General features: G+C 36.6%; 24 protein-coding genes and 5 pseudogenes. 11 read left to right on the top strand and 18 right to left on the bottom strand.

Annotation, left to right across the window (positions count from 1 at the left end):
- Positions 1 to 118: 118 nt before the first annotated feature.
- From RSK81_RS05950 to RSK81_RS05935, 4 genes and pseudogenes are all read right to left on the bottom strand, one after another.
- Entirely contained in the window at positions 119 to 1324 is a 1206-nt protein-coding gene (locus tag RSK81_RS05950) for a tyrosine-type recombinase/integrase (RefSeq protein WP_000201883.1), read from the bottom strand.
- A 2-nt stretch (positions 1325 to 1326) separates the two neighbouring features.
- Positions 1327 to 1575, bottom strand: a complete 249-nt coding sequence (locus RSK81_RS05945) for a DUF3173 family protein (RefSeq protein ID WP_002921272.1) — start codon at positions 1573 to 1575, stop codon at positions 1327 to 1329.
- Between the two features lie 269 nt (positions 1576 to 1844).
- Positions 1845 to 2063: a helix-turn-helix domain-containing protein gene (locus RSK81_RS05940; protein WP_000278092.1), complete on the bottom strand. Its 219-nt coding sequence runs from the start codon at positions 2061 to 2063 to the stop codon at positions 1845 to 1847.
- Between the two features lie 110 nt (positions 2064 to 2173).
- A pseudogene (locus RSK81_RS05935) lies at positions 2174 to 2973 on the bottom strand (IS30 family transposase); the annotation flags it as partial.
- A 46-nt stretch (positions 2974 to 3019) separates the two neighbouring features.
- Between RSK81_RS05935 and RSK81_RS05930 the strand changes: the two are divergent.
- Positions 3020 to 3270 (top strand): annotated as a pseudogene (locus tag RSK81_RS05930) (hypothetical protein).
- Between the two features lie 355 nt (positions 3271 to 3625).
- Positions 3626 to 3889 (top strand): annotated as a pseudogene (locus RSK81_RS05925) (DUF5960 family protein).
- Between the two features lie 255 nt (positions 3890 to 4144).
- Here RSK81_RS05925 and RSK81_RS05920 read toward each other — a convergent pair.
- The gene (locus tag RSK81_RS05920) at positions 4145 to 4639 is read right to left on the bottom strand and encodes an LPXTG cell wall anchor domain-containing protein (protein WP_000482660.1); all 495 of its coding nucleotides are present in this window, start codon (positions 4637 to 4639) and stop codon (positions 4145 to 4147) included.
- An 18-nt stretch (positions 4640 to 4657) separates the two neighbouring features.
- Between RSK81_RS05920 and RSK81_RS05915 the strand changes: the two are divergent.
- Positions 4658 to 4924: pseudogene (locus RSK81_RS05915) on the top strand (IS66 family transposase); the annotation flags it as partial.
- A 111-nt stretch (positions 4925 to 5035) separates the two neighbouring features.
- On the opposite strand, the gene RSK81_RS05910 reads toward RSK81_RS05915, so the two are convergent.
- Genes RSK81_RS05910 through RSK81_RS05890 form a run of 5 tightly spaced genes read right to left on the bottom strand, consistent with a single transcriptional unit; the run spans position 5036 to position 9977 of the window.
- Positions 5036 to 6775, bottom strand: coding sequence for an ABC transporter ATP-binding protein (locus tag RSK81_RS05910; RefSeq protein ID WP_002921285.1), 1740 nt, complete (start codon positions 6773 to 6775; stop codon positions 5036 to 5038).
- The gene (locus tag RSK81_RS05905) at positions 6756 to 8501 is read right to left on the bottom strand and encodes an ABC transporter ATP-binding protein (RefSeq protein ID WP_161512492.1); all 1746 of its coding nucleotides are present in this window, start codon (positions 8499 to 8501) and stop codon (positions 6756 to 6758) included. The genes RSK81_RS05910 and RSK81_RS05905 overlap by 20 nt, the downstream gene beginning before the upstream one ends.
- Complete coding sequence (locus tag RSK81_RS05900; RefSeq protein WP_229422213.1) at positions 8498 to 8830, bottom strand: hypothetical protein; 333 nt, start codon at positions 8828 to 8830, stop codon at positions 8498 to 8500. The genes RSK81_RS05905 and RSK81_RS05900 overlap by 4 nt, the downstream gene beginning before the upstream one ends.
- 3 nt (positions 8831 to 8833) lie before the next feature.
- Positions 8834 to 9523, bottom strand: coding sequence for a phosphotransferase family protein (locus RSK81_RS05895; RefSeq protein WP_229422212.1), 690 nt, complete (start codon positions 9521 to 9523; stop codon positions 8834 to 8836).
- Positions 9507 to 9977: a MarR family winged helix-turn-helix transcriptional regulator gene (locus tag RSK81_RS05890; RefSeq protein WP_315687712.1), complete on the bottom strand. Its 471-nt coding sequence runs from the start codon at positions 9975 to 9977 to the stop codon at positions 9507 to 9509. Before RSK81_RS05890 ends, RSK81_RS05895 begins: the two co-directional genes overlap by 17 nt.
- Before the next feature lie 964 nt (positions 9978 to 10941).
- On the opposite strand from RSK81_RS05890, the gene RSK81_RS05885 reads away from it, so the two are divergent.
- From RSK81_RS05885 to RSK81_RS05870, 4 genes are read left to right on the top strand one after another with little or no spacing between them, the layout of a single operon-like run.
- Positions 10942 to 11187 (top strand): hypothetical protein, encoded by a 246-nt coding sequence (locus tag RSK81_RS05885; RefSeq protein WP_001813542.1) that lies wholly within the window; start codon positions 10942 to 10944, stop codon positions 11185 to 11187.
- Positions 11184 to 11519 carry a hypothetical protein gene (locus RSK81_RS05880; protein ID WP_000806926.1) on the top strand — a complete coding sequence of 112 codons (336 nt, stop codon included), beginning with the start codon at positions 11184 to 11186 and terminating at the stop codon, positions 11517 to 11519. Before RSK81_RS05885 ends, RSK81_RS05880 begins: the two co-directional genes overlap by 4 nt.
- A 12-nt stretch (positions 11520 to 11531) precedes the next feature.
- On the top strand, positions 11532 to 11900 hold the full coding sequence (locus RSK81_RS05875; protein ID WP_000567222.1) for a hypothetical protein: 369 nt from the start codon (positions 11532 to 11534) through the stop codon (positions 11898 to 11900).
- Positions 11887 to 12186 carry a DUF5960 family protein gene (locus tag RSK81_RS05870; RefSeq protein WP_001072467.1) on the top strand — a complete coding sequence of 100 codons (300 nt, stop codon included), beginning with the start codon at positions 11887 to 11889 and terminating at the stop codon, positions 12184 to 12186. The genes RSK81_RS05875 and RSK81_RS05870 overlap by 14 nt, the downstream gene beginning before the upstream one ends.
- A gap of 117 nt (positions 12187 to 12303) precedes the next feature.
- On the opposite strand, the gene msr(D) is transcribed toward RSK81_RS05870, so the two are convergent.
- From msr(D) to RSK81_RS05835, 7 genes are all read right to left on the bottom strand, one after another.
- On the bottom strand, positions 12304 to 13767 hold the full coding sequence (msr(D), locus tag RSK81_RS05865) for an ABC-F type ribosomal protection protein Msr(D) (RefSeq protein WP_000420313.1): 1464 nt from the start codon (positions 13765 to 13767) through the stop codon (positions 12304 to 12306).
- A 119-nt stretch (positions 13768 to 13886) separates the two neighbouring features.
- Entirely contained in the window at positions 13887 to 15104 is a 1218-nt protein-coding gene (gene mef(A) / locus RSK81_RS05860) for a macrolide efflux MFS transporter Mef(A) (RefSeq protein WP_000417519.1), read from the bottom strand.
- A 385-nt stretch (positions 15105 to 15489) separates the two neighbouring features.
- Positions 15490 to 15660, bottom strand: coding sequence for a hypothetical protein (locus RSK81_RS05855; RefSeq protein ID WP_000873143.1), 171 nt, complete (start codon positions 15658 to 15660; stop codon positions 15490 to 15492).
- A 780-nt stretch (positions 15661 to 16440) separates the two neighbouring features.
- On the bottom strand, positions 16441 to 18303 hold the full coding sequence (locus RSK81_RS05850; RefSeq protein ID WP_000261800.1) for an SAG1250 family conjugative relaxase: 1863 nt from the start codon (positions 18301 to 18303) through the stop codon (positions 16441 to 16443).
- Entirely contained in the window at positions 18290 to 18655 is a 366-nt protein-coding gene (gene mobC, locus RSK81_RS05845; protein WP_000263053.1) for a plasmid mobilization relaxosome protein MobC, read from the bottom strand. The genes RSK81_RS05850 and mobC overlap by 14 nt, the downstream gene beginning before the upstream one ends.
- A gap of 9 nt (positions 18656 to 18664) precedes the next feature.
- On the bottom strand, positions 18665 to 19024 hold the full coding sequence (locus RSK81_RS05840; protein ID WP_000529539.1) for an SAG1252 family conjugative relaxosome accessory protein: 360 nt from the start codon (positions 19022 to 19024) through the stop codon (positions 18665 to 18667).
- 418 nt (positions 19025 to 19442) lie between these two features.
- The gene (locus tag RSK81_RS05835) at positions 19443 to 20231 is read right to left on the bottom strand and encodes an AAA family ATPase (RefSeq protein WP_002921310.1); all 789 of its coding nucleotides are present in this window, start codon (positions 20229 to 20231) and stop codon (positions 19443 to 19445) included.
- Between the two features lie 30 nt (positions 20232 to 20261).
- On the opposite strand from RSK81_RS05835, the gene RSK81_RS05830 reads away from it, so the two are divergent.
- Positions 20262 to 21373, top strand: a protein-coding gene (locus tag RSK81_RS05830) for an IS3-like element IS981 family transposase (protein ID WP_106083840.1) whose coding sequence is annotated in 2 segments (ribosomal slippage) — positions 20262 to 20478 and positions 20478 to 21373 — 1113 coding nt in all. Because the reading frame shifts where the segments join, the coding sequence is not laid out codon by codon here.
- 10 nt (positions 21374 to 21383) lie between these two features.
- Here RSK81_RS05830 and RSK81_RS05825 read toward each other — a convergent pair.
- Positions 21384 to 23024 (bottom strand): annotated as a pseudogene (locus RSK81_RS05825) (Spaf_1101 family AAA-like ATPase); the annotation flags it as partial.
- Between the two features lie 74 nt (positions 23025 to 23098).
- On the opposite strand from RSK81_RS05825, the gene RSK81_RS05820 reads away from it, so the two are divergent.
- The 3 genes from RSK81_RS05820 to RSK81_RS05810 all read left to right on the top strand — a co-directional run bounded on the left by RSK81_RS05820 (position 23099) and on the right by RSK81_RS05810 (position 25453).
- Positions 23099 to 24210 (top strand): IS3-like element IS981 family transposase gene (locus tag RSK81_RS05820; protein ID WP_106083840.1). Its coding sequence is split into 2 segments (ribosomal slippage): positions 23099 to 23315 and positions 23315 to 24210, totalling 1113 coding nucleotides; the frame shifts between segments, so codons are not numbered across the junction.
- A gap of 413 nt (positions 24211 to 24623) precedes the next feature.
- Positions 24624 to 25316 carry a helix-turn-helix domain-containing protein gene (locus RSK81_RS05815; protein WP_000491222.1) on the top strand — a complete coding sequence of 231 codons (693 nt, stop codon included), beginning with the start codon at positions 24624 to 24626 and terminating at the stop codon, positions 25314 to 25316.
- Positions 25317 to 25318: 2 nt separating this feature from the next.
- Entirely contained in the window at positions 25319 to 25453 is a 135-nt protein-coding gene (locus tag RSK81_RS05810) for a hypothetical protein (RefSeq protein ID WP_000115706.1), read from the top strand.
- The last annotated feature ends 2 nt before the right edge of the window (positions 25454 to 25455 follow it).

Below are 25455 nucleotides of genomic sequence, written 5' to 3'. Positions count from 1 at the left end.
TTAATAAACCCAAAATAAAAACCAAGTCTTTCGACTTGGTTGATTTCTATGATTGGAAACTCTATTATTTAAGAGTAACAATAACATACGTTACTCTGTGGGCGGTATAATTGGCTTTTTAGCCTTTACTCAGAGTTTGGCAGGAATTTTGGCATAAAATGGAATCTAGTCCTGCACTAATTACATTTTGGGTGATTTCTTCTGATACTGTTTTATCTAATGCATTAAACCAGTGACTATATGTATTTAAGGTTGTAGACTTATCAGCATGTCCCATTCGTCTTGCAACATATAATATATCTTTCTGCAAAACATTTATAAGATAGGAAGCATGGCTGTGTCGCAAACCTTTTCCTGTTATCACTGGTACTCCAACTTCTTTGGCTTTTCTCTTGATAATTCGACAAATTGTTGATTTACAAAATGGTTCACCAAATCGTGAAATGATGTAATCTGTATCTTGATTGGAAATTTGATTTTTTCGCCAGTTTTCCAATACTGATATTGTCACATCATCTAATTCAATAAGGCGTTCTCCAGCTGGTGTCTTGGTTTGGTCTTTACGGTACCAATTTCCATTTTCATCCTTTTCCAAGGTTGTATGAACCTTCAAGAATTTATGCTCAAAATCGACATCTTCCCACCATAACGATAAACCTTCACTCACACGAACACCTGTCATGTAATATAACCAAATAGTCGTGAATCTTTGTAACTCTTCGTAATCTTGTAAATCAAATGATTTAATAAAGTTCTGAAACTCAATATAAGTCCAAAATTGTGTATCAGGGTGCTTGCCTCTAGGATTATCTAACGCCTTGCATGGCATTGATGAAATATATCCTAATCTCTCAGCATAACCCATGCATGCCTTAAATCGTGACCATAAATTCTTCGCATAGTTTTCAGAGTAATGTTCAATAATATGTAATCTAAAAGATTCACAATCTCTAGCTGTTATCCCTTTTAAAGGTTTGGAGCCAAAATACTGAATAAATATCTTGTGATGTGGCAAAGCAGTTTTATATGTTACAGACTGAACCTTTTGCTTATAGGCTCTTAGATAAATGCTATTCATGTAACTTTCAAATGTTATATTGTAATTTTCAATACTAAGATTATTATTAAACTCATATCTGATTCGGACCAATTCATCATAAGCTTCTTTCATTGTGCTAAATGGCTTACCATACTGATTCTTTCTAGCTTTCTTTTGAACACGTTTACCTGTTACAGGGTCAACACCAAGATCAGCTTGATAAAATATTTTACCATTCTTATCACAATAAACACCTTTGTACTTTTTTTGATTTTTTGTAGCCATCTTTAATTCTCACTTTCTAAACTTTCTTCAGAGAGTGAAATTCCGATTAGCTCTTCTACAATATCTTTAGGAGCAATACCAAGTCTTCTATTGTCAAAGGGCGATTTACTTAATTGTACCGCATTATGGTCAACTTTGCGAGCTTCTTCAAACTTTTTTACTGCTATTCTTTTTGCTTCTCTAATGATATTTCTTGCCGTATGCTCAGGAAAACCAATATTCATCAGGTTTTTATATGTTACTGTTTTCATACCTCCACTCCTATCAAAAAAATTTTTTCCTCCGTGGGTATGATTGGTTAAATCATTCATGGGCATTTCACCCGCTGTCCTTTTACGATGGCAGCCTGAACGGTCAGAAGTATCATTATAATTATTTGATTTCATGGCAAATAGGTTACCATCCTATTTTCTGTTTAAAATTTTATCGCTCATTTCATCGCGTAATAAACAGCTTGCTCCACAAATAAGAAAGTCCCACCTTGGTATATTCAATTGTCAATGGACATAATAAGGAGAAACTATTTTTTTATGATACGGTCAGGAAAATCAGATAACCCGAGCAAATAATCAATACTAACGCTATATAGATTTGAAAGTTTAATAAGAATTTCAGCAGATAAAATTCTTTCACCACGTTCTATTTTTGCATAGGCAGAATGTGTAAATGAAAGATATTCAGCCACTTGTTTTTGTGTGAGATCCCGATCTTCCCTTAAATCTCTTAAACGTTTATACATCTAGTTAACTCCTAAAAATAGTATATTTCACTTTTAGGAGATCTTTCTTTAATTGTCCTAATTGGACAATTATTTACAAAAATTCTAGATTTAAAATTTTTGAGACATTGTCAAGTCATGTGCAACAAGTTTGCAGATATCTTAGTATTCCATTGTTTAAGTTTTTTGGCTAACCCAAACTGAAATGTTGCTGTATTGTAATGATGAAGTCGTCTAGGTCTGTTATTGATAGCTGAAACATAACGAGTAAACTCTTCATCAGTTATTGGTTTAAGCGACTGTCTTTTTGGAAAAAATTCTCTGAGTAGACCATTGAAATTCTCATTTGTTCCACTTTCATGGGAAGAATATGGATGAGCAAAATTTATGTCGACACTTACTAAGTCGACCAAGAGACTAAACTCGGATTCGATATCTGATGTCATAGAAGTAATCGGGTACTGAAACAATAGTTATTTGACAGATTCATTAATCGTATCAGCTTGTTTATTAGGTAGCTTACACGCCAAGGCAAACGTGTTTGATGTTCAACTAGAATCAAGACAACAGCATCCCCTTTATTCTTCTTACCGAGAACCAAATCAATTTCCCAGTGTCCAAATTCAAAGCGATTGTTAACCATTTCTGGACGCTCCTCGATGGAATTTCCAAGGGACTTTTTATATGCCGTGGATTTAGACCGCTTTCTGATGATCACCATCTTTGGCAAATCGATTGGCTTAATGACAATAAGAACCAGCGCCAATTTAGCGATTGAATGTCGTTGTTGAAGGAATAGTTTATGTTGGATATTTCTCTTTGTATACGTGAATAAATGTATCCACACTATGACAACGAACAGTAGCTTTAACACCTTTTTCAAGCTCATCAAAGTGCGTGATGAACACTGGTCTAACTTCAGATACACACTATTTAATGTCTTAGGACTCATTCGACAACATTACAAGTCTGGATCTGTGAGACAAATTGGGGTTCGATATGGTGGTTTGATTGACGAGAGCTATGATCTGTCTTCACTCTTCGATGACTTTGACCAAATGTAAACTAAAGATGATAGTATTCATGAAGTGCTTGATCAGATACGTGACAAATTTGATTTTATTGCCATTCAAAAGCAACTGTTCTCTTAGAGGGATCACGTAATATTGCCCGCAGCAAACTCATAGGCGGACACTCAGCAGGAGGTTTAGACGGATTACAATTATAGATAGATCATACTTACCCTTTCCCATTGTGCAATATTATCAGGATAAGGGAATGGAAAAAATGGATGGGCTTCTATCTCTCAGAACACACTTCTTTAATAAATGAAGCGAAAGATACACAATCTATTGATGACGGATTTTCACAGGAACAAATCGACCTCCTATTAAGTTAATCCTATTCTCAGCAACTTCCTATAATCATCACTTACAGAGAGAATAAAGTTACAACGAAAGAAACTGGACTTATTACGTCTCTTCAAGATGACAGCATCATACTAAAAATCGACAATGGACATATTAAAATATCTATCTTTTCAATTCTCTCAATCCATCTAGAAATAACATCGGAGGTAACTAATGAATCAATTGGAAGTTAATAAGAATTAATTACAAAAGGACTACTTTTCAGATAGTTATCGGCAGTTTGAATCTGACTTCTACCGCTTTTCCGAGATGTCCATCCCTTTAACATTTATCACAGATGATATACTCCTATCAGTGGCAACATCTCATAAATGTTATTTCAAACTTAATCGAGAAAAAGCCAAAGATGGACAAGCTCATTATATTTTTTTCACCATTGAAACAATTAATGAAAATCAAAAAATATATTTATCATAGTACTGTTTTATCAATTTGAAATTATATATCCTAAATGACAAATGAAAAAGACTATCAATGTAGTAAATCAATAAAAACCCCCGATTACAACAGCATTAATCGGGGTAAAACTTTTTAGAAAACATTAACTAATCGTAAATATTTTTATTTTAAAGGGAATATGCAATCGTAAAAATAAATTAACATTTTCTAACATAAGTTTTAAATTTAGGTATTAAGGTATGGAAATAATGCCTAAAAATCAATAGGGTTTAATTAATCTTCTTTACGACGACGTTTTGATACTAAACCAAACGCTCCTAAGATTGTTGCTATTCCTGTAACCGCAGCAAATGCAGATTCAGAATCACCTGTATTAGGTAATACTTCTGAATTACGCGCTACTCGACTGTAAGTCGGTGGCATTGTTTCTTCCGGTGTTTCATTTTCAGGTGTCTCTGGTGTTGGTGCTTCTGGCGTATTAGGCACTTCACTTGCCGGTGGAATTGGTAATTCTAATTCCGGTTTCTCATTTTTCGGTGCTTCGTTTGGTACGATACCAATCTCCAATCTTGGCTTTTCTGGAACTGTTGGAGGGAATTCTCCTGGTAGGTTCGGTACACCTATGTTCAGTTCTGGTTTTGGCGGAAGCATTGGCGGATTATTTGGTATATCTGTTACCGGTGTTGGTATTTCTAGTTTCGGTAGGTCGAATGTTGGATAGTCTTCTGGTACTTTTGTTTCTATCTCTATCTCTGGCAAGTTGAACATTGGTGGAGTAGTCGGTTTGTCTTATCCAATAACATGGCTGAGCGAGCGATCAAGAGCTTAGTTATGGGACGCAAAAATTGGCTGTTCTTCCAAAGTTTTGAGGGTGCTAAGGCGACAGCTATTATTATGTCTCTTTTAGAAACGGCTAGGAGACATGACTTAGACAGCGAAAAATATATGACCTACCTACTAGAAAAGCTTCCTAATGAGGAAACCCTCACAAATAAGGAGGTTCTAGAGGCTTATTTGCCATGGGCAGAGCAGATACAGAAGAATTGCAAGTAATAAAAAAATCCAGAGTCATCGTAAGACTTTGGATTTTTTCAATATACCTCGTTATTGGGCGCTTACGTTTGTCTAACTTTTGGAGTGCAGTTTAGATTATCGCTTTTTAGTTTAGACAAACTGGCTATTATAGAGACTAGCATATTTGCCATCTAGAGCCATGAGCTCATCATGGTTGCCGACCTCCTTGATATCACCTTTTTCCATGTAGAGAATGACGTGAGCATCCTTAATGGTCGACAAACGGTGGGCGATGACAAAGCTGGTGCGCCCTTCCATGAGTTTGGCCATGGCTTTTTGAATGAGCTGCTCAGTATAGGTATCAACGTTAGATGTCGCCTCGTCCAAAATCAGCATTTTAGGATTGGCAGCAATGGCACGGGCAATTGTCAAAAGCTGACGCTCACCTTGAGAGATGTTCTCTCCGTTATTTTCCAAAACCATATCGTAACTGCCTGGCTGGGTTTTGATAAAGCTGTGTGCTGATGCCATTTTGGCAGCAGAGATAGCTTGGTCATGGGAGATATTCTCTCGACCATACTGGAGATTTTCCATGATAGAGCCTTCAAAGAGCCAAGTATCTTGGAGCACCATGCCAAACTGGCTACGGAGCTGTTCACGACTCATCTGACGTGTGTCTACACCGTCCACTAAAATTTGACCGTCATTGATTTCATAGAAACGCATGAGGAGGTTGATGAGGGTGGTTTTACCTGCCCCAGTAGGTCCCACAATGGCTACTTTTTGACCAGGTTCAACGGTAACATTAACATCTTGCATCAGCAGATTATCAGGTGTGTAGCCAAACTTGACATGCTTGAATTCGACACGTCCTGCTTGTTTGGACAGGTCTTGGCTTGTGGCTTGGTCAGCTACTTCTTCAGTCTCGTCAAGCAGTTCAAAGATACGCTGACTACCTGCCATGGCTGAGCTATAAGCCCCGACCATACCAGCGATAGAGCTAAATGGCTCATTGAACTGCTGGGTGTATTGAAGCATGGCTTGGACATTACCAACTGTCATGGTGCCTTGTAGTGCCATAAAACTTCCCCAGACGGCACTGATGACATAGCCTGCATTATTGACAATCTTAATCAGTGGCATGACATAGCTGGCATAAGTTTCTGCCTTTTCTGCGGTGCTCTGCAATTCTTTATTAAGACTATCGAATTTTGCCTTGGCACGGTCTTGGTAGTTAAAAGCCTGCACGACATTATGACCGTTATAAATTTCTTCAATGTAGCCATTGACCTGCCCAATCAAGTTCTGCTGCTTTTCATACATCTTTTGTCCAAAGCTAGCTGAACTCGCTGCTGTCAGGAGGGAGATAGGAACCATGATGACAGCAACCAAGGTTAACCAACCATTGATAGAGAGCATGATGGAGAAAATGCCCACAATGGTCACAGTCTGAACAATAATTTCCTGCAAGTTCTGGCTGAGGAAGTTATTGAGGATGTCAATATCATTGGTGATGACACTGAGGATTTCACCATTACCACGGGTATCATAATAATTAATAGGTAGACGGTGAATTTTACTACTAACCTCATTTCTCAAACGCTCGACTGACTTAGCGATAACTTTGGCTAAGGTGAAGGAAGCCAAGAAAACCAGACTTTGCCCAACTAGATAGAGACCTGCAACAATAACACTCAATTGGAAAATAGCTTTCCAATCAAAAGAGCCTTGACTAATGCCATTGTAGAGCTGAGTCGTGATTTGCCCCGTGTAGCTTGGCGCTAGGACGGTAAGTCCAGTACCAGCAGCAACAAGGAAAAGTGCTGTGAAGAAACCAAGACGATTGGGTTTGATATAGGTGTATAAACGTTTAAGCATTGTCAAGTTCATAGGCAACCGCCTCCTCTCCCAGTTGTAAAATAGCTAGTTCACGATAGATGTCGTTGTTTTTCAGTAATTCTTTATGGGTGCCTTTACCTGCAATTTTTCCTTCACTAATGAGGATAATTTGCTCAGCGTCCATGATAGAACTGATACGTTGCGCCACCATAATCATGGTGGCTTGGTCAAGGTTGGCACGCAGATTGGTACGAACTTGTTTATCCGTCTTCATATCAAGTGCTGACAGACTATCATCAAGGAGATAAACCTGCGGACGTTTCATCATGGCACGGGCAATGGCCATACGCTGGCGTTGTCCACCTGATAGATTGGTCCCACCTTGGGCAATTTCTGATTGATAATTCCCTGGCTTATCTGCGATAAATTCTGAGGCTGAGGCAATGTCTGCTGCACGTTTCCAGTCCGCCTCTGTTCCGTCTTCCTGACCAAAGTTGAGGTTACTTGCGATATCACCTGAGAAGAGGACGTTTTTCTGAGGGACATAGCCGATAATGTCTCGAAGTTCCTGTAATTTATAATCTTTGACATTACGACCGTTGACCTTGATTTCACCAAAAGTGATGTCGTAAAGACGTGGAATAAGCTTAAGGACTGAAGATTTTCCTGACCCAGTAGCACCGATAATGGCGGTCACTTGACCAGGTTTTGAGGTGAAACTGATGTCTTTTAGGACTGGTTCTGCTGCGTCAGCATAGGAGAAGGTCACATCCTTAAAGGTCACTGTTCCCTGAGCTTCCGTCATAGCTTGCTCATCATCACCGTCAGTAATTTTGACCTCGATCCCCAAAACCTCACCGATACGTGACATACTGGCAAAAGCCGTCGGGAAGAAACTGATGATAAAGGCTGCTATGACGATGGCACCAAGGATGAGAGCAACATACTGACTATTAGCGACAAGGGCACTAACCGTGATTTTCCCCTTAGCCACAGCCTCAGCGCCGACAGCCATGACACCAATCGTAGTCAGACCAAAAATCACTTGGATAAAAGGCATCATCCCACCCATGAGACGGTTGTTTTTAAGAGAAATATCAGCATATTGGCTATTGGTTTGACCAAAACGGGCTTTCTCTGTTTCCTGTTTATTAAAGGCACGGATAACACGGACACCTTGTAATATTTCTAGGAAAATACGGTTAATCTTGTCCAAGGTCAAACGCAGGGCTTTGGAATAGCGAGTAGCTAAAACCAAAACCACAGTCATCGCAATCAAGAGGATAGGCAGAGTGAAAACAAGTACACTACTGGTCTCACCACCAGTAACAGCAACTAGGACTACACCTGCTGCCATCATAAGTGGCGCCAGCATACCAATCTGCAAGCCTGCCGATAAGAATGACTGAAGATTGGTCACATCTGAAGTGGTCCGCGTAATGAGACTGGCTGTCCCAAACTTATCCAACTCCTGTCCAGAAAATGACTGAACCTTGTCAAAGAGTGCCTTGCGCACATCACGAGCAAAGAGTGTCGCAATCCGTGAGGAAATCTTTGCGACTAGCATATTGCCCACAAAGGCCATGAGCACGACCAGTACCATTCCCCCTGCTAAGAGCCAAATACTGTTGGTTGCTTGGTTGACAACGCCCTGCTCAATCATCTCAGCCATAAGGGTAGGTAGGGCTGTCTCACCAGCGATAGCAATAATGAGAAAAGTAAATAGCCAAACAAAGTATTTTTTCTTGAATTTAACCCTTGAAAATATTTGGTTCATTTTTCGTCCTTTCTAGCTTTTAAGCGTTTTTTCCAACGACGGTTTAAAGCTCTAGTCATGAATGTGAGGGTTGCACTTAGAAAACTCTTTTGCCCCCACTTCATCAACCCCTGATAACGCTCTGTTTCGACATAGGCTCTTAGATAAAAAAGTAAGGTATAGAGCCACATGCGTTCTCTGTCATCTTCGGTAATAACTAGGAGTTCTTGACTCACTTGGTTATAGCCCTGAATAAAGTGGGGCTCCTTTTCAACATTATCATATAGAAAGAGAGCTGAGACAAAGGAAGCCATGGGGTCACCGAAAAAGCTGCGTTCAAAATCAATCAAGCCTTAAATCTGCCAATCTGAGCCTTTTTCCAGAAAGACATTACCTGCCCAGAGGTCAAAATTGACCAGTCGAGGTGTCTTGACCTCATCAAGAAGGTCTTTTCTAAGCGCAATCTGATGACGGATTTCTGCAATAGGAAGCGTACTTCCTCTTGCCTCCACCTCTTTCAACAAGGTTTCAATTTTATGCTGAAAGGCCTGTGACCAAGTGTCAAACCGCTCATCTGTCTCATCATTGATGGTTCCAAACCAGCTACCTTTGGTCTTGTGCATCTCAGCCGTTTGCCGTCCTAGTTCATACATGAGCTGGGGCGTCTTCTTAGGGCTAATCTCATACCAGGTCTTTCCTGATATTTTTTCCATGAAGAAAAAATCGTGGGGGATAATGCTATGACTAAAATCATGGGCATAAATTCTAGGTACTTGTATATTCTGATTTTCTAGTAGTTGATAGGTATAAATTTCTGTCTTGAGATTATCCGCCTCATGCTTGGGTACTTCAACATCACGATGAGGTCCGGTCTTTAGCATGATACTGGCATCAGGCAAACCACTACCTTCTAGCAAGTAAACCGTATTAAAGGTCCCACCAACAATCCGTTCAATCTTGCTCAATATGGCTTGGGGAAAGTGAGACTTGACTAGACACCTGATGGTCTGGTCTGAAAAATTATTTTTAGTGGCTGTCTTCATGGGCAACTCCTCTCCTTTCTTTATGGCTGGCTACTGTCTCTTGAACAATACGACTGTAGGTCATCATGTCTCGGATAAAATGAGCTGGCAATTCAGCCTTTACTCGCTTCAACACCTCTCTCTCCACCTCTGACATCAAGGAGAGGACTTCATCGGTGTAAGTTTGACCAGCCTCTGTCAGACTAATCTGCAATTCTCGTTTACGACCTGAAATGGCTATCAGTTCCAAGTAGCCTTGACCTTCTAATTTCTTCACCAAGCTGTTAACAGTTGTCTTGGGCAGACCCCAAGTCTCATGAATTTCTTTCTGGGTGTGAAAACCCTTATCACTCAAACCAGCCAGTAACCAGAAAAGATTTTCAGGCACATCAGATAACTTGGCAATCTTAAAATAAGTTTCGACTATAGCAACTAAGGCATTGATTAATTGGTAGCTTTCTTCTTTAAATGTCATATTGGATACCTCTTTTTCAAAATTCGATTTCGGACATTAAAAGCATTATAGTACGATTTAGGATTTTAGTCAAGAGAAAAGATTTACAGCGATCCAAATTATTTATCAGACATCAGTACAATCGAGTAGAAGATAGTTTCTAACCTCTCTCACCACCGTACGTGCTGTTAGGTATACGGTGGTTCAATTAAACTTTGGCATGTAAAAATTTCCTCCACATCTATCTTTTTCGATTTCGTTCTGTTTGTGTCGTCCTATATTTGTAAATAGCCTCTTTCATCATACGTTAGGCGAGTACTGCTGTTTCAGACCATGTGTTAGGGCAGACAAAACTGCATGGATAGATACTAACTTAATTATTCAGCCCTTAGCTACACTTCCATTACAGAAACGTCATCACTACTATGTCTTCGACTGACTTCTAATGGTCCATTGTTACTACGCTAGTTAACACCCATGAGTCCCCACAGGATAATCCGCACGCAAAAAAAGGGGTGCAAATCTATTCCCAGAGACACTTTTCTGTAAATAGATTTTGCACCCCCACTGCGTATGTGGGATTAGATTTCTAAGATAATCACTAGCAGTGCTACTAGCTCACTTCAGACTATCAAACTGATACTTCTCCCCAAAAAGCAAGAAAGGTTTGATTTCAAGTCTTTTGTAAACCCTGAAACGGTTGGGTTTATCCCTCTTTCACCAGCAGTCCTACAACCTCCACATGTGCTGAGAGCTTTCTTCTATACTAATAGACGAAAGGGTGTGAAAATGATTTTTAAATGATACTGTGGAACGGAACAGTAGCCCTAGTATTGACTACTGTCGTTTCTATTCATATTGGCTATTCTAGGACTGAGATGAAAAAATCTATAAATGCTCAGAATAAAATTGAACCCGCAAATCTCCCCAAAACAATGGTGAGTCATGTACTTGTATTATTCCGAAAAAATACACCTCTGGTGCAGTGAGACAAATTGGTGTATCTTATAGTGGCTTCGTAGATGAAAGCTATACTCTACTATCACTCTTTGATGATGTAGAACAAATTGAAAAAGATAATAGACTTCAGACAGCTATTGATGTTGTCAGAGAACAGTTTGGTTTTTTAGCCATACAAAAAGGAACCGTCCTAACTGAAGGTTCCAGAAATATTGAACGCAGTAAACTTATCGGTGGTCATTCCGCGGGTGGATTGGAGGGATTAAAATGAAACAAGAAAAAAATACAGTACAATTTTCAGAAATCCGTAGCAAAGGATGTAATGATATTGAAATGCTTGAAAGATTTTTACATGGAATCGTTGAAACAGCAACTTCAAAACTTCGTCAGAGAAAACTCAAAACAACTGAAATATCGATACGACTAGTACATGCTAAATCTGAAAACCGATTACCATTGGAATTTACATTTAGCATTAAGCCAACAAGCTCATCTGTGATAATCTATACTGAGGTAATCAATCGCTTTAAAGAATGTTACACAGGTGGGGGAATTCAAGGTTTTACGATTCAATTTGATAAAAATACCCTTGCCTCTGCATAGAAAGGATTTGATATGATTGACCGTTCATATTTACCATTTCAATCAGCAAGAGAGTACCAGGATACAAAGATGCAAAAATGGATGGGCTTTTTCCTATCTGAACATGCATCAGCACTCTCTGATGATACAAACAAAGTAACGTACATGTCTGACTTATCACTAGAGAAGAAATTATTACTCCTCAGTCAAGTATACGCCGGGCAGCTACGCACACGCATTCAAGTGATTGAAAAAAACAAGCGTGTTTCCTACACTGGAACAATACCAAGTCTGACCAAAGATTTCATTTTGATAAAAACTACAACAGGTCACATCAATTTGAAATTAAAAGACATTATTAGTATTGAACTTGTCGAGGAGGTGCTCTATGAATCAGCTTGAGTTTCAGCGTAATCACCTACAAATGGACTATTATAGCGAGAGCTACCAAGATTTTGAACGTGACTTCTACCGCTACTCTAACATGAATATTCCATTGACCTTCCTAACTGATGATATCCTAAAAACAATGGCGACTTCACGTAAGAATTACTTTGTCCTCAATAAGGAAAAGTCCAGAGATAACCGCGATCACTTCTTCATATTTGAAGTAAGTACCGTAGATGAGAATCCGCTAATCTATCATTATACATATAAGAAAACTACAATATATTTAGCAGAAAAATAGGAGCAGTTCAATTGACTGTTCCTATTTTTAATATTCATAAAATCTAAAGTCTTTATACTCTTTAACAATGGAGTCGCCAACCAGAACAGACTATACTGACCAGCGACTACCTTAAATTTAATGTTTCAGATTTATTTTCTTATCTCTAATTTCATAAACTACATCTGCTACATTTTCGAGTAATCGTTTATCGTGGGTGATAAACACGATAGTTCCGGTGTACTCCTTCATTAGTATTTCCAAAGCCTCTAAACTTGGTATGTCAAGGAAGTTACTGGGTTCATCCATTATTAGGATGTTATATCTACCCATGAGCATTTTAGCAAGCAACAATTTTATAATTTCTCCACCGCTTAAAACAGATAAACTTTTTCCAATATCGTTCTGTTTGAACCCCATAGATGCTAGCACTGAACGAATTTCTGATATATTGTAGTCACAATCCTTCTGCATAAACTCCATAACATTCTGATTACTGTTGTACTTGTAACCATTCTGTGCAAAGTAACCTATTTTTGCCTTAGGCGAAATAGAAATTCCTTCTTCATGGTTTAAGATCATTTGGATTAAAGTTGTTTTTCCGATTCCATTACCACCAGTTAACGCCACTTTTGCTCCTAACGGAATTTGAAAAGATGCATTTTCAAACAGAGCCTTATCCCCAAATACTTTATTAATTTCTGCACCGACTATAGGGTATGGATTATGGAGCTCCAATGCTTTACTTTGCCTGAAACGAATTCTGCGAATGCCTTCCGGAGCTTCTACTTTTCCTAAGGCCGCAATCCTGTGCTCTAGGGTTTTAGCAGCATTATACATCTTTTTTTCCTTACTTCCTATTGATTTTTGATGAGCTAAACGCCCTCCGTCTTCAGTACTTTTTTTCTTTGAAGAACCTTTTGCCTTCTGTTCTATTTTACGAGCCTGTTTTCGCTTTTCCTCCGCAGCCCTTTCCAATCGGGCACGTTCCGCAATAAATTGTTCGTATTCTGCAGCTTGGCTCTTACGTTCTTCCTCTTTCTGACGAAGATAATCAGAATAGTTTCCCCAATACTCAGTGATTTTGCCATCTTTCAGTTCCCATATTTTATCTACTATTTCATCAAGAAAATAGCGGTCATGGCTAATAACTAACAGTGCACCTGTAAAATATTTTAGCTGTCCTATTAGAAAATCAATTCCTTCACGGTCTAAATGGCTCGTAGGTTCATCCGCTAAAATACCATGAACCTGTGCCGATAAGGCCTGTGCTATTTTAAGCCTTGTTTCTTCACCACCGCTCATAGTCTGTATATTTAATTGCTCAACACCTAGCTTGCCTACAAGTGCAAAATCTTTTTCCTCCTGCAGAGTTACTTCGTCCAACTGGGGAATATAGGCAAGTTCACCCAGACGATTCATTTTACATCCTGGGGGAGTTAATTCTCCTAAAAGTACCCTGAGTAAAGTGCTTTTTCCAGCACCATTTGCTCCTACTAAACCAATACGGTCATAATCATATACTTCTAATTCATTTATATCTAAAACATCGCGTCCTTTGAATTCCACACGAATGTCTTTTGCTTTTAATATTAATTCCATAACATTTCCTCCTGTCTATAATCGCATGCTTTCATTTGCTTGTATGCAGGGAAAACCCTGCGATTTTAGCAGGAAGAGTTACATGAAAATAAGATACATAAATATTCCTCCAATATTGTTTATTTTAAATCTAATTTTCTAACCTCAGTTATCATTTGGCAAACTATAGCAATGCCAATAATTAAAATACCTGATAGTAAAAACCAATGATTTACACCGATTTTATCAGCAAAGAATCCAGAAAGAATTAACCCAATTGGCATAGCAAGTGACATGATACTTCCGATCAAAGAAAATACACGTCCTAAATATTCAGGCTTAATTTTCTCCTGAAAAAGAGCTGTTTGCACACCGCTATAAAATGGCACCGAAAGCCCCATTATTGCACAGCAAACTACGAATATTACAAATCCATTTGGAGGAAGTATTCCCGAAACGGCTAAACTGGTCCCCATTATAAAAAATGAACTTGTTATTAGTAATACATGCTTTTCGAAGCCCCCTAATCTTCCTAATAATAAGCCTCCTGCTAGCATCCCAAATGCAAAGGAAATTTCCGTAATAGAAATATGCACAGGCGTTCCATTAAAGTGTTCCATGCTTATTAAAGGAAATAGTGCATTGATTGGCATATAAACAAAAGTATATAGTGTTCCTAAGAGTAATAAGGCAAACAATCCTTTGTTTTGTCTCAGAACCACAACTCCTTCTTTCATCTCCCTTATGAAATTTGGTTCTAAACTTTGCACTTGATTACCCAGCTTAGGTATACGTACAATTGCTACCGTAATAGATGCAATCACAGCACCCAATACGTCGATGGCAATAATAGCATTTAAATCCCAAACGGAGTATAAGAGTGCTGCAACTGCCGGACTAACAATATAGCTTATAGACTGCAAAGACTGACTATAGCCTGCGCATTTCGTTAGCTGTTCTTCTGGTACTAAAAGTGGTGTAACCGCATTGAGTGCTGGGGTATGAAAAGCTGTTCCAATGCTACGGATAAACAATACTATCATAATCATCCAGACAGGTAGCTCCATACAGAATGCAACAATAGCAAGCACTGCACCAGCTGCTGCGATAATTAAATCGGCACCAATCATTATCTTCTTCCTATCATGACGATCCACTAGCACACCAATGGCAGGTCCCAAAATCGCATAGGGTAAAAAACCTACTAATGAAGCCATAGACAAGACCATCGCAGATCCTGTTTTTTCTGTAAGGTAAAAAATAATCGCCATTTGCAGGATGGCACTAGTGATTAATGATACTGCTTGCCCTGCCCATATTGCATAAAATTTTCGTTTCCAATTGTTGTATTTTTCCATTTATATTATCTCCTGCATATTATTTTGCTTGAATTTCTATTTTGAATAGCATTCTAGGCAATAAAAAATGCAGGCCAAACCCCACAATGTGGCTTTTGGTCTGCATACATACAATTTGGAAACATTCATATTAAAGACATAGTTAAATAAAGGTATAGTTAAATAACCAATATCCTCACCGTAACTAATGAATGCTCAATATCGTATAAATAAGCACAACAAAAAAGCCTATCATCGGGTATAGATTCTGCTTTTTTTATTGCCAGCTTATCTTAAACGCATTGAGGCTGTCATAGTTTCGGTTCCTCCTACATCTTTGTTTATATCAATTTATAGTATAACACAACAAGATGATATGTTCAATATAAAAGTTATGGAATGAGACTCATACTTCCAATTCGATGCCAGATTTAAAGGATATGACGAAGTTTTCTTCATAGACTGTAACGCTCTGGATTATCTTCCTTAGTAGCAAGCGATTAGCTTTCACAAAATCTTCTGTTTGTAGTTTTAAAAATTCATCAGGATTTTCTAACTCAACCTCAAAATATTTCATTTTACATTCCCTCATTTCATTTATTGATAAATTGAGTTTGCAAAAAAGAGTGGACAATTTTTGTCTACTCTTAACCTTTAAAATAGTTTTTTTTAATCGATTTGAAGTTGCCTAAATTATTACTTATTCGGTAAAATGAAGTATTGCTTTCAACAGATTTCCTTCAACTACACTTCACTTGATTCAAACAAGGTGGGTACATTTCTATTCCCACAAACTCCTTGTCAATGGAAACAAACACGTACCCACAGGGTAAATGGAAATAGAAACTGATAATTTCTAGCTATCACTTCTACTCATTCCAAAAATTTTCTCACTCTGATACTTACCCACCATAAAGCAAAAAGCCTTGCAATCAAGGCTTTCATTATCCCTTTCGTTCAAAGGTTTCTAAGCTTTTACGAGCAGAGCGACACACTCAGCGGTTCGCTATCTCCGTTCTGTCTGCGTGCTAGCACTTGTCAATCACGGACAGCTATCGCATGGGCGGAAGTAAATGCTAATCTTCGTCGTTTTACTCCTTGACTAGCAAACTTACCGCCTCAACATGATGTGTCTTTGGAAAACAAAGAATTAATCTCATCTAAAAAAATAACGGTATTGTGTCAAATGGTTGAGGTATTTCTTCTACTTCTTCTTTCGTTTCTAACACAACTTCACCCGATTTCACTCCAATTACTTTAGTCGTTTTAATAACTGTATCAGTAATTAGTATCTTTGCATCAATAAATCCCTTATATATCAAGTTTTTCTATTAGTCGTAATATGTACTCAAATCCTTTAAAATTCAATTTCAATTTTATCTCTAGAAATTCGATGTTTATTTATATCAAATTGTTTTAAATAAATTTCCAGTTTTCTAACTGATTTTTCATATAGATCAATTTGCTGAATTAGTTGTTTATTTAATTTTGCAACCTCATATTCTATATTCTTTAAAGTTACATTCTCGGGAATATTTAGTTTTGATAATTCATATCTTACTAACTTCCTACTACTCTTATCTATACTTTTATGATTAATAAACACTTCCGCCATCTTGTTTAAGGTGGCGATTTTTTCATTTATTTGAGTCAGTTTGATGTCTATCTCTGCTATTTCTGCGACCAGTTCGTCTTTGATGACCTGGTATTTTTTGTCTGTCTCTGTTAACTCAATCAAGAGGTTAATCTCAGAAATCTTTTCTTGAAGTCTTTCAACAGTCGGTCGTCTGTATGGTATTGCTCGACTATCGTTGGTTAGCTGTCTAATCAAGGTTCGTCCTTTTATATACTGATTCTTATCCGAATGTTCTTTGTTATAGATAAAGTATGAGGTTGTCTCACGGATATAGACTTTATATTTTGTCTGATTCTCTTCTTCAAGAATATCTAATTGATAGTTAGGAATGAAAATAAAACCGCTCTGCTTTACACCAAAAGACACCTTGATATAAACGCCCTCATCAACTAACTTCTCTATTTGGTGTCCTGCAAGTTCCACTTCAAATTCGTGAACGGCATCTCGCTTCTTCTTAAATTCCTCAAAGGCTTCCTCAATTTCTTCAGTGGCTACCTTCTCCTTATCACGTTCTTCTTGAAAAGCATGGTACTGCTCCTGTAAATTCTCTAAGCCTTCTGAATCACCGACTTCCTTATTTTTAAAATAATCTTGAAAAAAATTGACATCATATAATTTCTTATCACTTATTTTTTTATGACTCAGACTGAATTGCTTTCCATTTTCTTCAAGTATAAAGATTACATTTTTTTGTTTTAAGTCAATGGTTAGATTCAATTCTTTTGCTTTTGTTAGTAACTCTTCTAAAGAATTGACACGGTTCAACAAAAATTCTAAACGACTTTCAATCTCTTGCTTGGCAAAATGTGTACGAAAAAATTCTTCATCATATAAATCTCGTTTGCTGAGTTGGCGTCCTCGAATTGGTTTTGTCATTGCTCTATCCGTCATCATGAATCGACTATGCTTCTGACTAAAATCAATATGAACATGTAACTGCACCGCTTTTTCTAAAAAATCATCAAAGGACTTTGAGTGCTGCATCAAAAAATAAAGGCGTTGCTTCAATTCAAATTTATGACTAGACTGCCTATATTTTTGATAGTCACGGTAGGAGAAACGTTTTTCAATAATTTTCGCTCCAGCCACTTTAGAAATACGATCTGAAATCATACGAAGGTTTCGTTCCAAGGCATAATTCCATATCAACTTTTTATCTGAATTACGGTCAATGGCGTTGATTAGGATGTGATTATGAACATGATCATTGTCTGTATGAGTTGCCACGATGAAACGAAAACGGCCCCCTGTTAATTCCATCATGGTCTCATAACCAATGCGGTTAATTTCTTCAGGTGTCAGATTATCTTCAGGAGAAAATGATTGAATGAGGTGATGGGCATGGATATTTTGTTGATGTTTTTCTTGTCGGTCATTTCTGGATTCGTACAACTTGTCGTTATTGGTAAAGTTGACATTGTACATTTCTACCATTTCTTCATAGCTAGGGAAGTCTAAATAATTGCTCATGCCAAAATCAGATACCAATTTCAAATTGTCCGTTTTATCAGGATTGAGAATATACTTAATTAAACGCCTACGATATTTTTTTCCGTGTGTCGCAAAGTGTTTAGTGACTACCATAGAGCTCCTTCAATCTTTTCACTTCCACTTGAAATTCTTTCTCTACGCCAGTAATTAACTCACTAACTCCCTTACTCAATTCTTGTAACTGTTCCTGAGAAATCAAATGGCTTTGATTGATTGCACGCGCAATTTGATTAATGTTATTTCCAATCCGTCTCAATTCAAATACTAACTGGTCATAGGTATCCGTGTTAATGGTGACAAATGACATATTGGGATTCAACAACACTTTTCTGGCATAGACTGAAAAATTTTGACAGTGACTCTTGTCGATTCGCTCATTCAATTGATGTAACTCTGAATCTGTTAGAAATACTTTTTTGAGATTGGTACGATAACGATAAACCATAGTAGCCTCCTATCTCATGTATTTTTCACGAAATCCACGACTGAGCGGCTGTACTTGATTGACTTCCGCAATCAATTCTTGAACGCATGTCAGTAAGATTGAAACGTGTTCTTGAGTCACTTGGTGATTTTCTCTTGCGACAACTAGAACTTCATGCACATCTCGACTAATTTGTTCAAACTTTTGAGATTGCCAAAGGGAAAACCAACTTTCAAAAATTCTATCCTGATAATTCTTTTTCAACAAATTTTGACGAAGAAATTCTGAGAAACTATCCAGTTTTTGTTCCCTCATCATTTCTTTTATCTGTTTTTCTTCTTGTCTCGTGATCCTAAATTGCTTACGGATTAACTTAATTTCTTGTCCCATCCTACTATCCTTTCAACATTATACTTGTCTGACAGTGTCAGGCTGCCTCACATTGTCAGTACGCTTCCTAAAGACCTCACTCTCTTCTTGTTCGGTCTTTGCGAGCTCAGGCATTGTGGTCACAATACCCAAAAAATCATATCGCCAGCCGACCAAAACCTTTCTGTTTTGACAGCCAACGATAAGATAACTTGGTGGCTTCGCCCCCCAAACCCCCAGTAGAAAATCAAAGTTTGATTTTCTTAGGATTGATATAAGGATAACAAGGATAATTTGGAAAAGTTATCACATTACAAAAAGAATGGTAAAAACTCGATTGTTAAAATTTCTCTAACAAAATTGAATAATATAAAATGACTTAGAAGCAACATTTCTTAACAACGTAACTCTAAGCCATTTCCTAATTCCTCCGTTATGTCTATTCAGAAAGTACAGTCTCGTATATAGACATCTTATGTTTAAATGATTCTTTTCCTCCCTCTAGCTGATTGATGATGTGATTCTTTATAAATCTTTCGCTTACGTATCCTCTCGCTTCAATCCAAGCATGTGTTCCATCTGACTCCATAATTACTACTTGATCTGTCATAGAATTTGTCACAATTGTAGCATTATGCGTTGCTAAAATAATTTGCCTTTGAATTTTAGCTTTTCTAAATTGTTGAACTAGGTGACTGTATATATAACGGTTATCTAAGTTATCCTCAGGCTGATCAATAATTAATGGTCTGAAATCTTTAGAATAATCACTATATGCTAATATAAAATCAAGCATCGCTACTACTTTTTGCCCTAAACTTAGTACACTGACTTCTTTGTAAAGAATATTAAGTTGTTTTGAGCTTTCCTTTGAATTAATGTTAAACTCTAAAAATAATTTTTCATTTGCTACATGTTCGTGTAAAACTCTTTTTAACTCAGATAATAAACGATTATTCTTAATCAAAGAATACATACTTGATTTTAAATATTTGATATTGCTATCATTAATTTCTTTAAAATTTTCCCATTGATTAGTTCTTTGCAAGAAATTATCGTTTGATATCGTTTTTAAAAGATTAAAATATTTTTGACCAAGGCTTTCTTTTATTATACATTCAACAAAATTCTTTATTCCTAATTCTTTATAAGCAAGATAGAAAATATCAACTACATCTTGTTTACTTATTCTAAAATTATTGATGTTATCCTTAAATCTTAGAGTCACTATTGTATAATTTAGACAAAGGACAAAAACATGCAAAAACGCTACTCAAAAGAATTTAAAGAAACCCTTATCGCCTTCTATCATTCTGGTCAATCCGTCACCCAGCTGTCTAAAGAATACGACGTGGCCCCTGCAACAATTTATAAATGGATAGACCTCTACTCTACATCTAATGAAAGCTCCGTCTCTAAAGCTGATTTTCTAGAATTAAAAAGACAACTGGCTAAAGTTAAGGAAGAACGAGACATCTTAAAAAAAGTATTGACCATATTCGCCGAGAAAAAGAAGTGAGTGCTGCGGATATGGCTCAAACCATACAAACTTTAGCACTCAATGTCAGACTAAGCTGTCAACTCCTTGATGTTCCTGAATCAAGTTATTATGAACGGATTAACCGACATCCATCTAAAACTCAATTAAGGAGACAATACCTGTCACTCAAAATTTCTCAACTCTTCAATGCTAACCGAGGAATCTATGGTGCTCCTAAAATTCATCATCTTCTACTTAAACAAGGGGAAAAAGTCGGGTTAAAACTGGTACAGAAGCTAATGAAGCAACTTCAACTCAAGTCTGCAGTCATTAAGAAATTTAAGCCTGGATACTCACTAAGTGATCACATCAATCGAAAAAATCTCATACAGACTGAACCTACAAAGAAAAATAAGGTTTGGTCAACCGACATTACTTATATTCCTACTCAACAAGGATGGGCTTATCTCTCAACCATTATGGATCGTTATACTAAAAAAGTCATTGCTTGGGATTTGGGCAAGCGAATGACTGTAGAATTAGTGCAAAGAACTTTAAATAAGGCCATTAAATCACAAGACTATCCAGAAGCTGTTATTCTTCATTCTGACCAAGGAACCCAGTATACGAGTCTAGAGTATGAAGAGTTGCTTAAGTATTATGGGATGACTCACTCTTTCAGTCGAAGGGGATACCCTTATCATAATGCCAGTCTTGAATCTTGGCATGGACATTTAAAAAGAGAGTGGGTGTATCAATTTAAATATAAGAACTTTGAAGAAGCCTATCAGAGTATTTTCTGGTACATCGAAGCCTTTTATAATTCAAAACGAATCCATCAAAGTTTAGGGTATCTTACACCTAATCAATTTGAAAAGGTAAGTGCTTAAAATAAATAGATTAAAATTCTACGTTAGTTACTCTAAAAACTTGACTTAACGTCATATCAAATGAAGAACTTAGAAGAGAATCACTATCAAATAACACACTCTCCAAGCGTAGCTCTTCCCAACTATCAACTTGTTCATAACAAATTCTTAGCTTTCCAACTTGAGTCTTATTAAAATCATCTATTATTTCAAGTATCGATTCTTTTCGTTGTTTTCTATATTCATCAAGTTCATTCAATTTGGCTACAAATGATTCTAGTTTCTGAGTTCGTAGCCCATAATTAGGATTTGGTAAATTTTTATTTTTCAGCATCAAATCAGAAATAAATTCTGTAATTTTCTCTCCATCCGCTGTTCGAACTAATTCATTAACTGAATACCTTCTATCAAACATTTTATCTAAAACTTTGTTTTTATCGATTGATTTGAATTTCCCACTTTCTACTTTATAAACATTAGTATATTGCGATCTTGTCCACTCTCTGATTGAGAGAGAATTATAAATATAATGATACGAAAATTTATCTTCGAGATTTTGACCATAATATTGTAAAATATTATCCTTATTCTCTTGAAGTACTTCTGGTAAACTTACCTCGATAATATATTCCACATTATCCAAAACGTATAAGATAAAAATATTTGCATGGTTACACATAAATTCCAACTTACTTTGTTTATCACAATATTGAGATAAAGCAAATTGAAGTATATCAATTAATGTGCTCTTACCTGTACCTCTACCTCCAATCAAACAATTCAATGACGGAGAAAAGGAAATATAAAAATCTTTTTCCTTTGATTTATCTAGTAAGAAACTTCTGTTCCCTCTTCTTTTTTCTACATAGACTCCTTTAATATAAGAGTTTCCCTCAATTTTTGGCTGTTCTAAACTAACAGATACTTCATAATCTAGTAATGCTTCCTCAAACATTTGAAAAGATAGTTTCCCACCTTTGAACCACATAATATTTTTATCTAATCCGTCAATATCATGTGAATCATTATCTAATATAAAATTTGGTCTACAAGAAAAGTCTCGTAATAGTTTATTAAATAAGCCAGGAATTACTTCAGCTTTATTTACACCCATAAATTTAATTTGTGTTGGAGAAAATAAAGACTTTTTATAAGCACCTGACAATTGAGCCTTTTTAGTAAAAATATTAGAAGTATTAAAATGAGCGATATAATTTAAGATTTTATTTTCATTAAAAAAATTCATTATAGTTAAAGAATGTTGATAGCTTCCTTCCTCTGTACTGAGTAAGTTTTCATCCAACCATTTATTAACTACCTCTTTTTTATTATCATCAAATATTCCAACTATATGGAGCTTATCAGCAGCGCTAATCTCAACACCATACAAAATATGGGGGTGATATTTATAATTTCTATTATTTGCCTTAAGTATTGATACTGCTTTCTGCAGTTTTTCTACGCCTTTAGTAGTATTATGATCTGTCACAACTACTATTTCTAACTCATTCTGTAGAATGCTTTCAGCTAAAAACAAATAACTTATGTATTCTTTAAAATCTACAAAGAAAGAATCATCTACAGAACTAGCTAATTCATCCATAGGAAATCTTTTCTTTAATTCAATTTTGTTATTAAAAAAAAGTTCATATAACTGCTCATTTGTTGCAGCTTTATATTCATCCTCATGATGTTATCCTTAAATCTTAGAGTCACTATTGTATAATTTAGACAAAGGACAAAAACATGCAAAAACGCTACTCAAAAGAATTTAAAGAAACCCTTATCGCCTTCTATCATTCTGGTCAATCCGTCACCCAGCTGTCTAAAGAATACGACGTGGCCCCTGCAACAATTTATAAATGGATAGACCTCTACTCTACATCTAATGAAAGCTCCGTCTCTAAAGCTGATTTTCTAGAATTAAAAAGACAACTGGCTAAAGTTAAGGAAGAACGAGACATCTTAAAAAAAGTATTGACCATATTCGCCGAGAAAAAGAAGTGAGTGCTGCGGATATGGCTCAAACCATACAAACTTTAGCACTCAATGTCAGACTAAGCTGTCAACTCCTTGATGTTCCTGAATCAAGTTATTATGAACGGATTAACCGACATCCATCTAAAACTCAATTAAGGAGACAATACCTGTCACTCAAAATTTCTCAACTCTTCAATGCTAACCGAGGAATCTATGGTGCTCCTAAAATTCATCATCTTCTACTTAAACAAGGGGAAAAAGTCGGGTTAAAACTGGTACAGAAGCTAATGAAGCAACTTCAACTCAAGTCTGCAGTCATTAAGAAATTTAAGCCTGGATACTCACTAAGTGATCACATCAATCGAAAAAATCTCATACAGACTGAACCTACAAAGAAAAATAAGGTTTGGTCAACCGACATTACTTATATTCCTACTCAACAAGGATGGGCTTATCTCTCAACCATTATGGATCGTTATACTAAAAAAGTCATTGCTTGGGATTTGGGCAAGCGAATGACTGTAGAATTAGTGCAAAGAACTTTAAATAAGGCCATTAAATCACAAGACTATCCAGAAGCTGTTATTCTTCATTCTGACCAAGGAACCCAGTATACGAGTCTAGAGTATGAAGAGTTGCTTAAGTATTATGGGATGACTCACTCTTTCAGTCGAAGGGGATACCCTTATCATAATGCCAGTCTTGAATCTTGGCATGGACATTTAAAAAGAGAGTGGGTGTATCAATTTAAATATAAGAACTTTGAAGAAGCCTATCAGAGTATTTTCTGGTACATCGAAGCCTTTTATAATTCAAAACGAATCCATCAAAGTTTAGGGTATCTTACACCTAATCAATTTGAAAAGGTAAGTGCTTAAAATAAATAGATTAAAATTCTACGTTAGTTACTCTAAAAACTTGACTTAACGTCATCAGTCCAATTAGAAAAAAGCTTATAGTCATGCGAAGCTGGAGTATGTAAATGAATTAATGTTTTATGAAACACTCCAAAAGAGACTTTCTCTTCCGAGAATACTCTATATACAGTTTCAATTTTTTTATTAAATTTCTTTACCATTATTGGATAACCTGCACCTTCTCACTTTATTTTTCATTATAACATAAACAATTTATTATTTTAGTTATCATTCTAAATCAACTTCGCACGAATTACTGATAACTTCAAAAATCTGTATCAGATATTACCCAAAATATTCTTAACTATTTTTCTTGCATCTTAAAAAATTTTTGATATAATTGTTGCATAATAAAGCAACAGGAGTTTTAGCTTATGTTTTCTGGTAGCCGTCTTAAAGAATGTAGAATGGAAAAGCACTATTCCCAATCTGAGCTAGCTAATCTATTAAAAATCAATAGGGCGTCATACAACAAATGGGAGACTGGTAAATCTGTTCCTAATCAAAAAAATCTTTCTGCCCTTGCAAGAATACTTGATGTTCCAACAACCTATTTTGAATCGGAATACAAGATTGTGAATACCTATCTCCAACTATCTACGGAAAATCAAGGAAAGGTTGATGAGTATGCGGAAGGACTACTTCAGGCACAACAATCACATGATAAGGTTGTTCCACTATTTGCTGTAGAAGTGTTATCTGATATCGCTCTTTCTGCTGGTCTTGGAGAATCGCTCTTTGACGAATACGATACAGAGACCGTCTATGCTGAGGAAGAACAGTATGGTTATGATATTGCTGCTTGGATTAAAGGAGACTCTATGGAACCCATCTATCTTGATGGTGAAGTAGCCCTTATTCGTGCTAGTGGTTTTGATTACGATGGTGCAGTCTACGCCCTATCTTGGAATGATTCTGTCTATATCAAAAAACTTTATCGAGAAGAACATGGCTTTAGAATGGTATCCCTCAACGATAACTACCCTGATAAATGGATTCCTTATGAAGACAATCCTCGTATCGTGGGACTTGTCGTAAGTCACTTTATGCCTGTTATAGGAGCTTAAATATGTCAGTCAATATTAAAGAAATGATTTATCTCAGAGACAACCGTATCTATTTTACACCCTATCTCAAAGAGTATGACATTACTGATCATATTCAGGAACTGATGGAAGAATTAGAAATGCTTAAAAGAGGATAAGA

It is taken from the genome of Streptococcus sp. DTU_2020_1000888_1_SI_GRL_NUU_041A (assembly GCF_032387735.1).
In the GTDB taxonomy this organism is placed as follows: Bacteria; Bacillota; Bacilli; order Lactobacillales; family Streptococcaceae; genus Streptococcus; species Streptococcus sanguinis.
Note: the sequence above shows the minus strand (reverse complement) of the source record. Positions and strands in the feature narration are given on the sequence as shown.

Excerpts from the sequence above, each read along its gene's own strand:
- RSK81_RS05855 (WP_000873143.1), bottom strand. The coding sequence starts at position 15,660 with ATGAAATATTTTGAGGTTGAGTTAGAAAATCCTGATGAATTTTTAAAA.
- RSK81_RS05875 (WP_000567222.1), top strand. The coding sequence starts at position 11,532 with ATGATTGACCGTTCATATTTACCATTTCAATCAGCAAGAGAGTACCAG.
- RSK81_RS05870 (WP_001072467.1), top strand. The coding sequence starts at position 11,887 with ATGAATCAGCTTGAGTTTCAGCGTAATCACCTACAAATGGACTATTAT.
- RSK81_RS05940 (WP_000278092.1), bottom strand. The coding sequence starts at position 2,063 with ATGTATAAACGTTTAAGAGATTTAAGGGAAGATCGGGATCTCACACAA.
- mobC (WP_000263053.1), bottom strand. The coding sequence starts at position 18,655 with ATGGTTTATCGTTATCGTACCAATCTCAAAAAAGTATTTCTAACAGAT.
- RSK81_RS05950 (WP_000201883.1), bottom strand. The coding sequence starts at position 1,324 with ATGGCTACAAAAAATCAAAAAAAGTACAAAGGTGTTTATTGTGATAAG.
- RSK81_RS05920 (WP_000482660.1), bottom strand. The coding sequence starts at position 4,639 with ATGTTCAACTTGCCAGAGATAGAGATAGAAACAAAAGTACCAGAAGAC.
- RSK81_RS05850 (WP_000261800.1), bottom strand. The coding sequence starts at position 18,303 with ATGGTAGTCACTAAACACTTTGCGACACACGGAAAAAAATATCGTAGG.
- RSK81_RS05945 (WP_002921272.1), bottom strand. The coding sequence starts at position 1,575 with ATGAAAACAGTAACATATAAAAACCTGATGAATATTGGTTTTCCTGAG.
- RSK81_RS05810 (WP_000115706.1), top strand. The coding sequence starts at position 25,319 with ATGTCAGTCAATATTAAAGAAATGATTTATCTCAGAGACAACCGTATC.
- RSK81_RS05840 (WP_000529539.1), bottom strand. The coding sequence starts at position 19,024 with ATGGGACAAGAAATTAAGTTAATCCGTAAGCAATTTAGGATCACGAGA.
- RSK81_RS05890 (WP_315687712.1), bottom strand. The coding sequence starts at position 9,977 with ATGACATTTAAAGAAGAAAGCTACCAATTAATCAATGCCTTAGTTGCT.
- RSK81_RS05815 (WP_000491222.1), top strand. The coding sequence starts at position 24,624 with ATGTTTTCTGGTAGCCGTCTTAAAGAATGTAGAATGGAAAAGCACTAT.
- RSK81_RS05910 (WP_002921285.1), bottom strand. The coding sequence starts at position 6,775 with ATGAACTTGACAATGCTTAAACGTTTATACACCTATATCAAACCCAAT.
- RSK81_RS05880 (WP_000806926.1), top strand. The coding sequence starts at position 11,184 with ATGAAACAAGAAAAAAATACAGTACAATTTTCAGAAATCCGTAGCAAA.
- RSK81_RS05895 (WP_229422212.1), bottom strand. The coding sequence starts at position 9,523 with ATGAAGACAGCCACTAAAAATAATTTTTCAGACCAGACCATCAGGTGT.
- RSK81_RS05905 (WP_161512492.1), bottom strand. The coding sequence starts at position 8,501 with ATGAACCAAATATTTTCAAGGGTTAAATTCAAGAAAAAATACTTTGTT.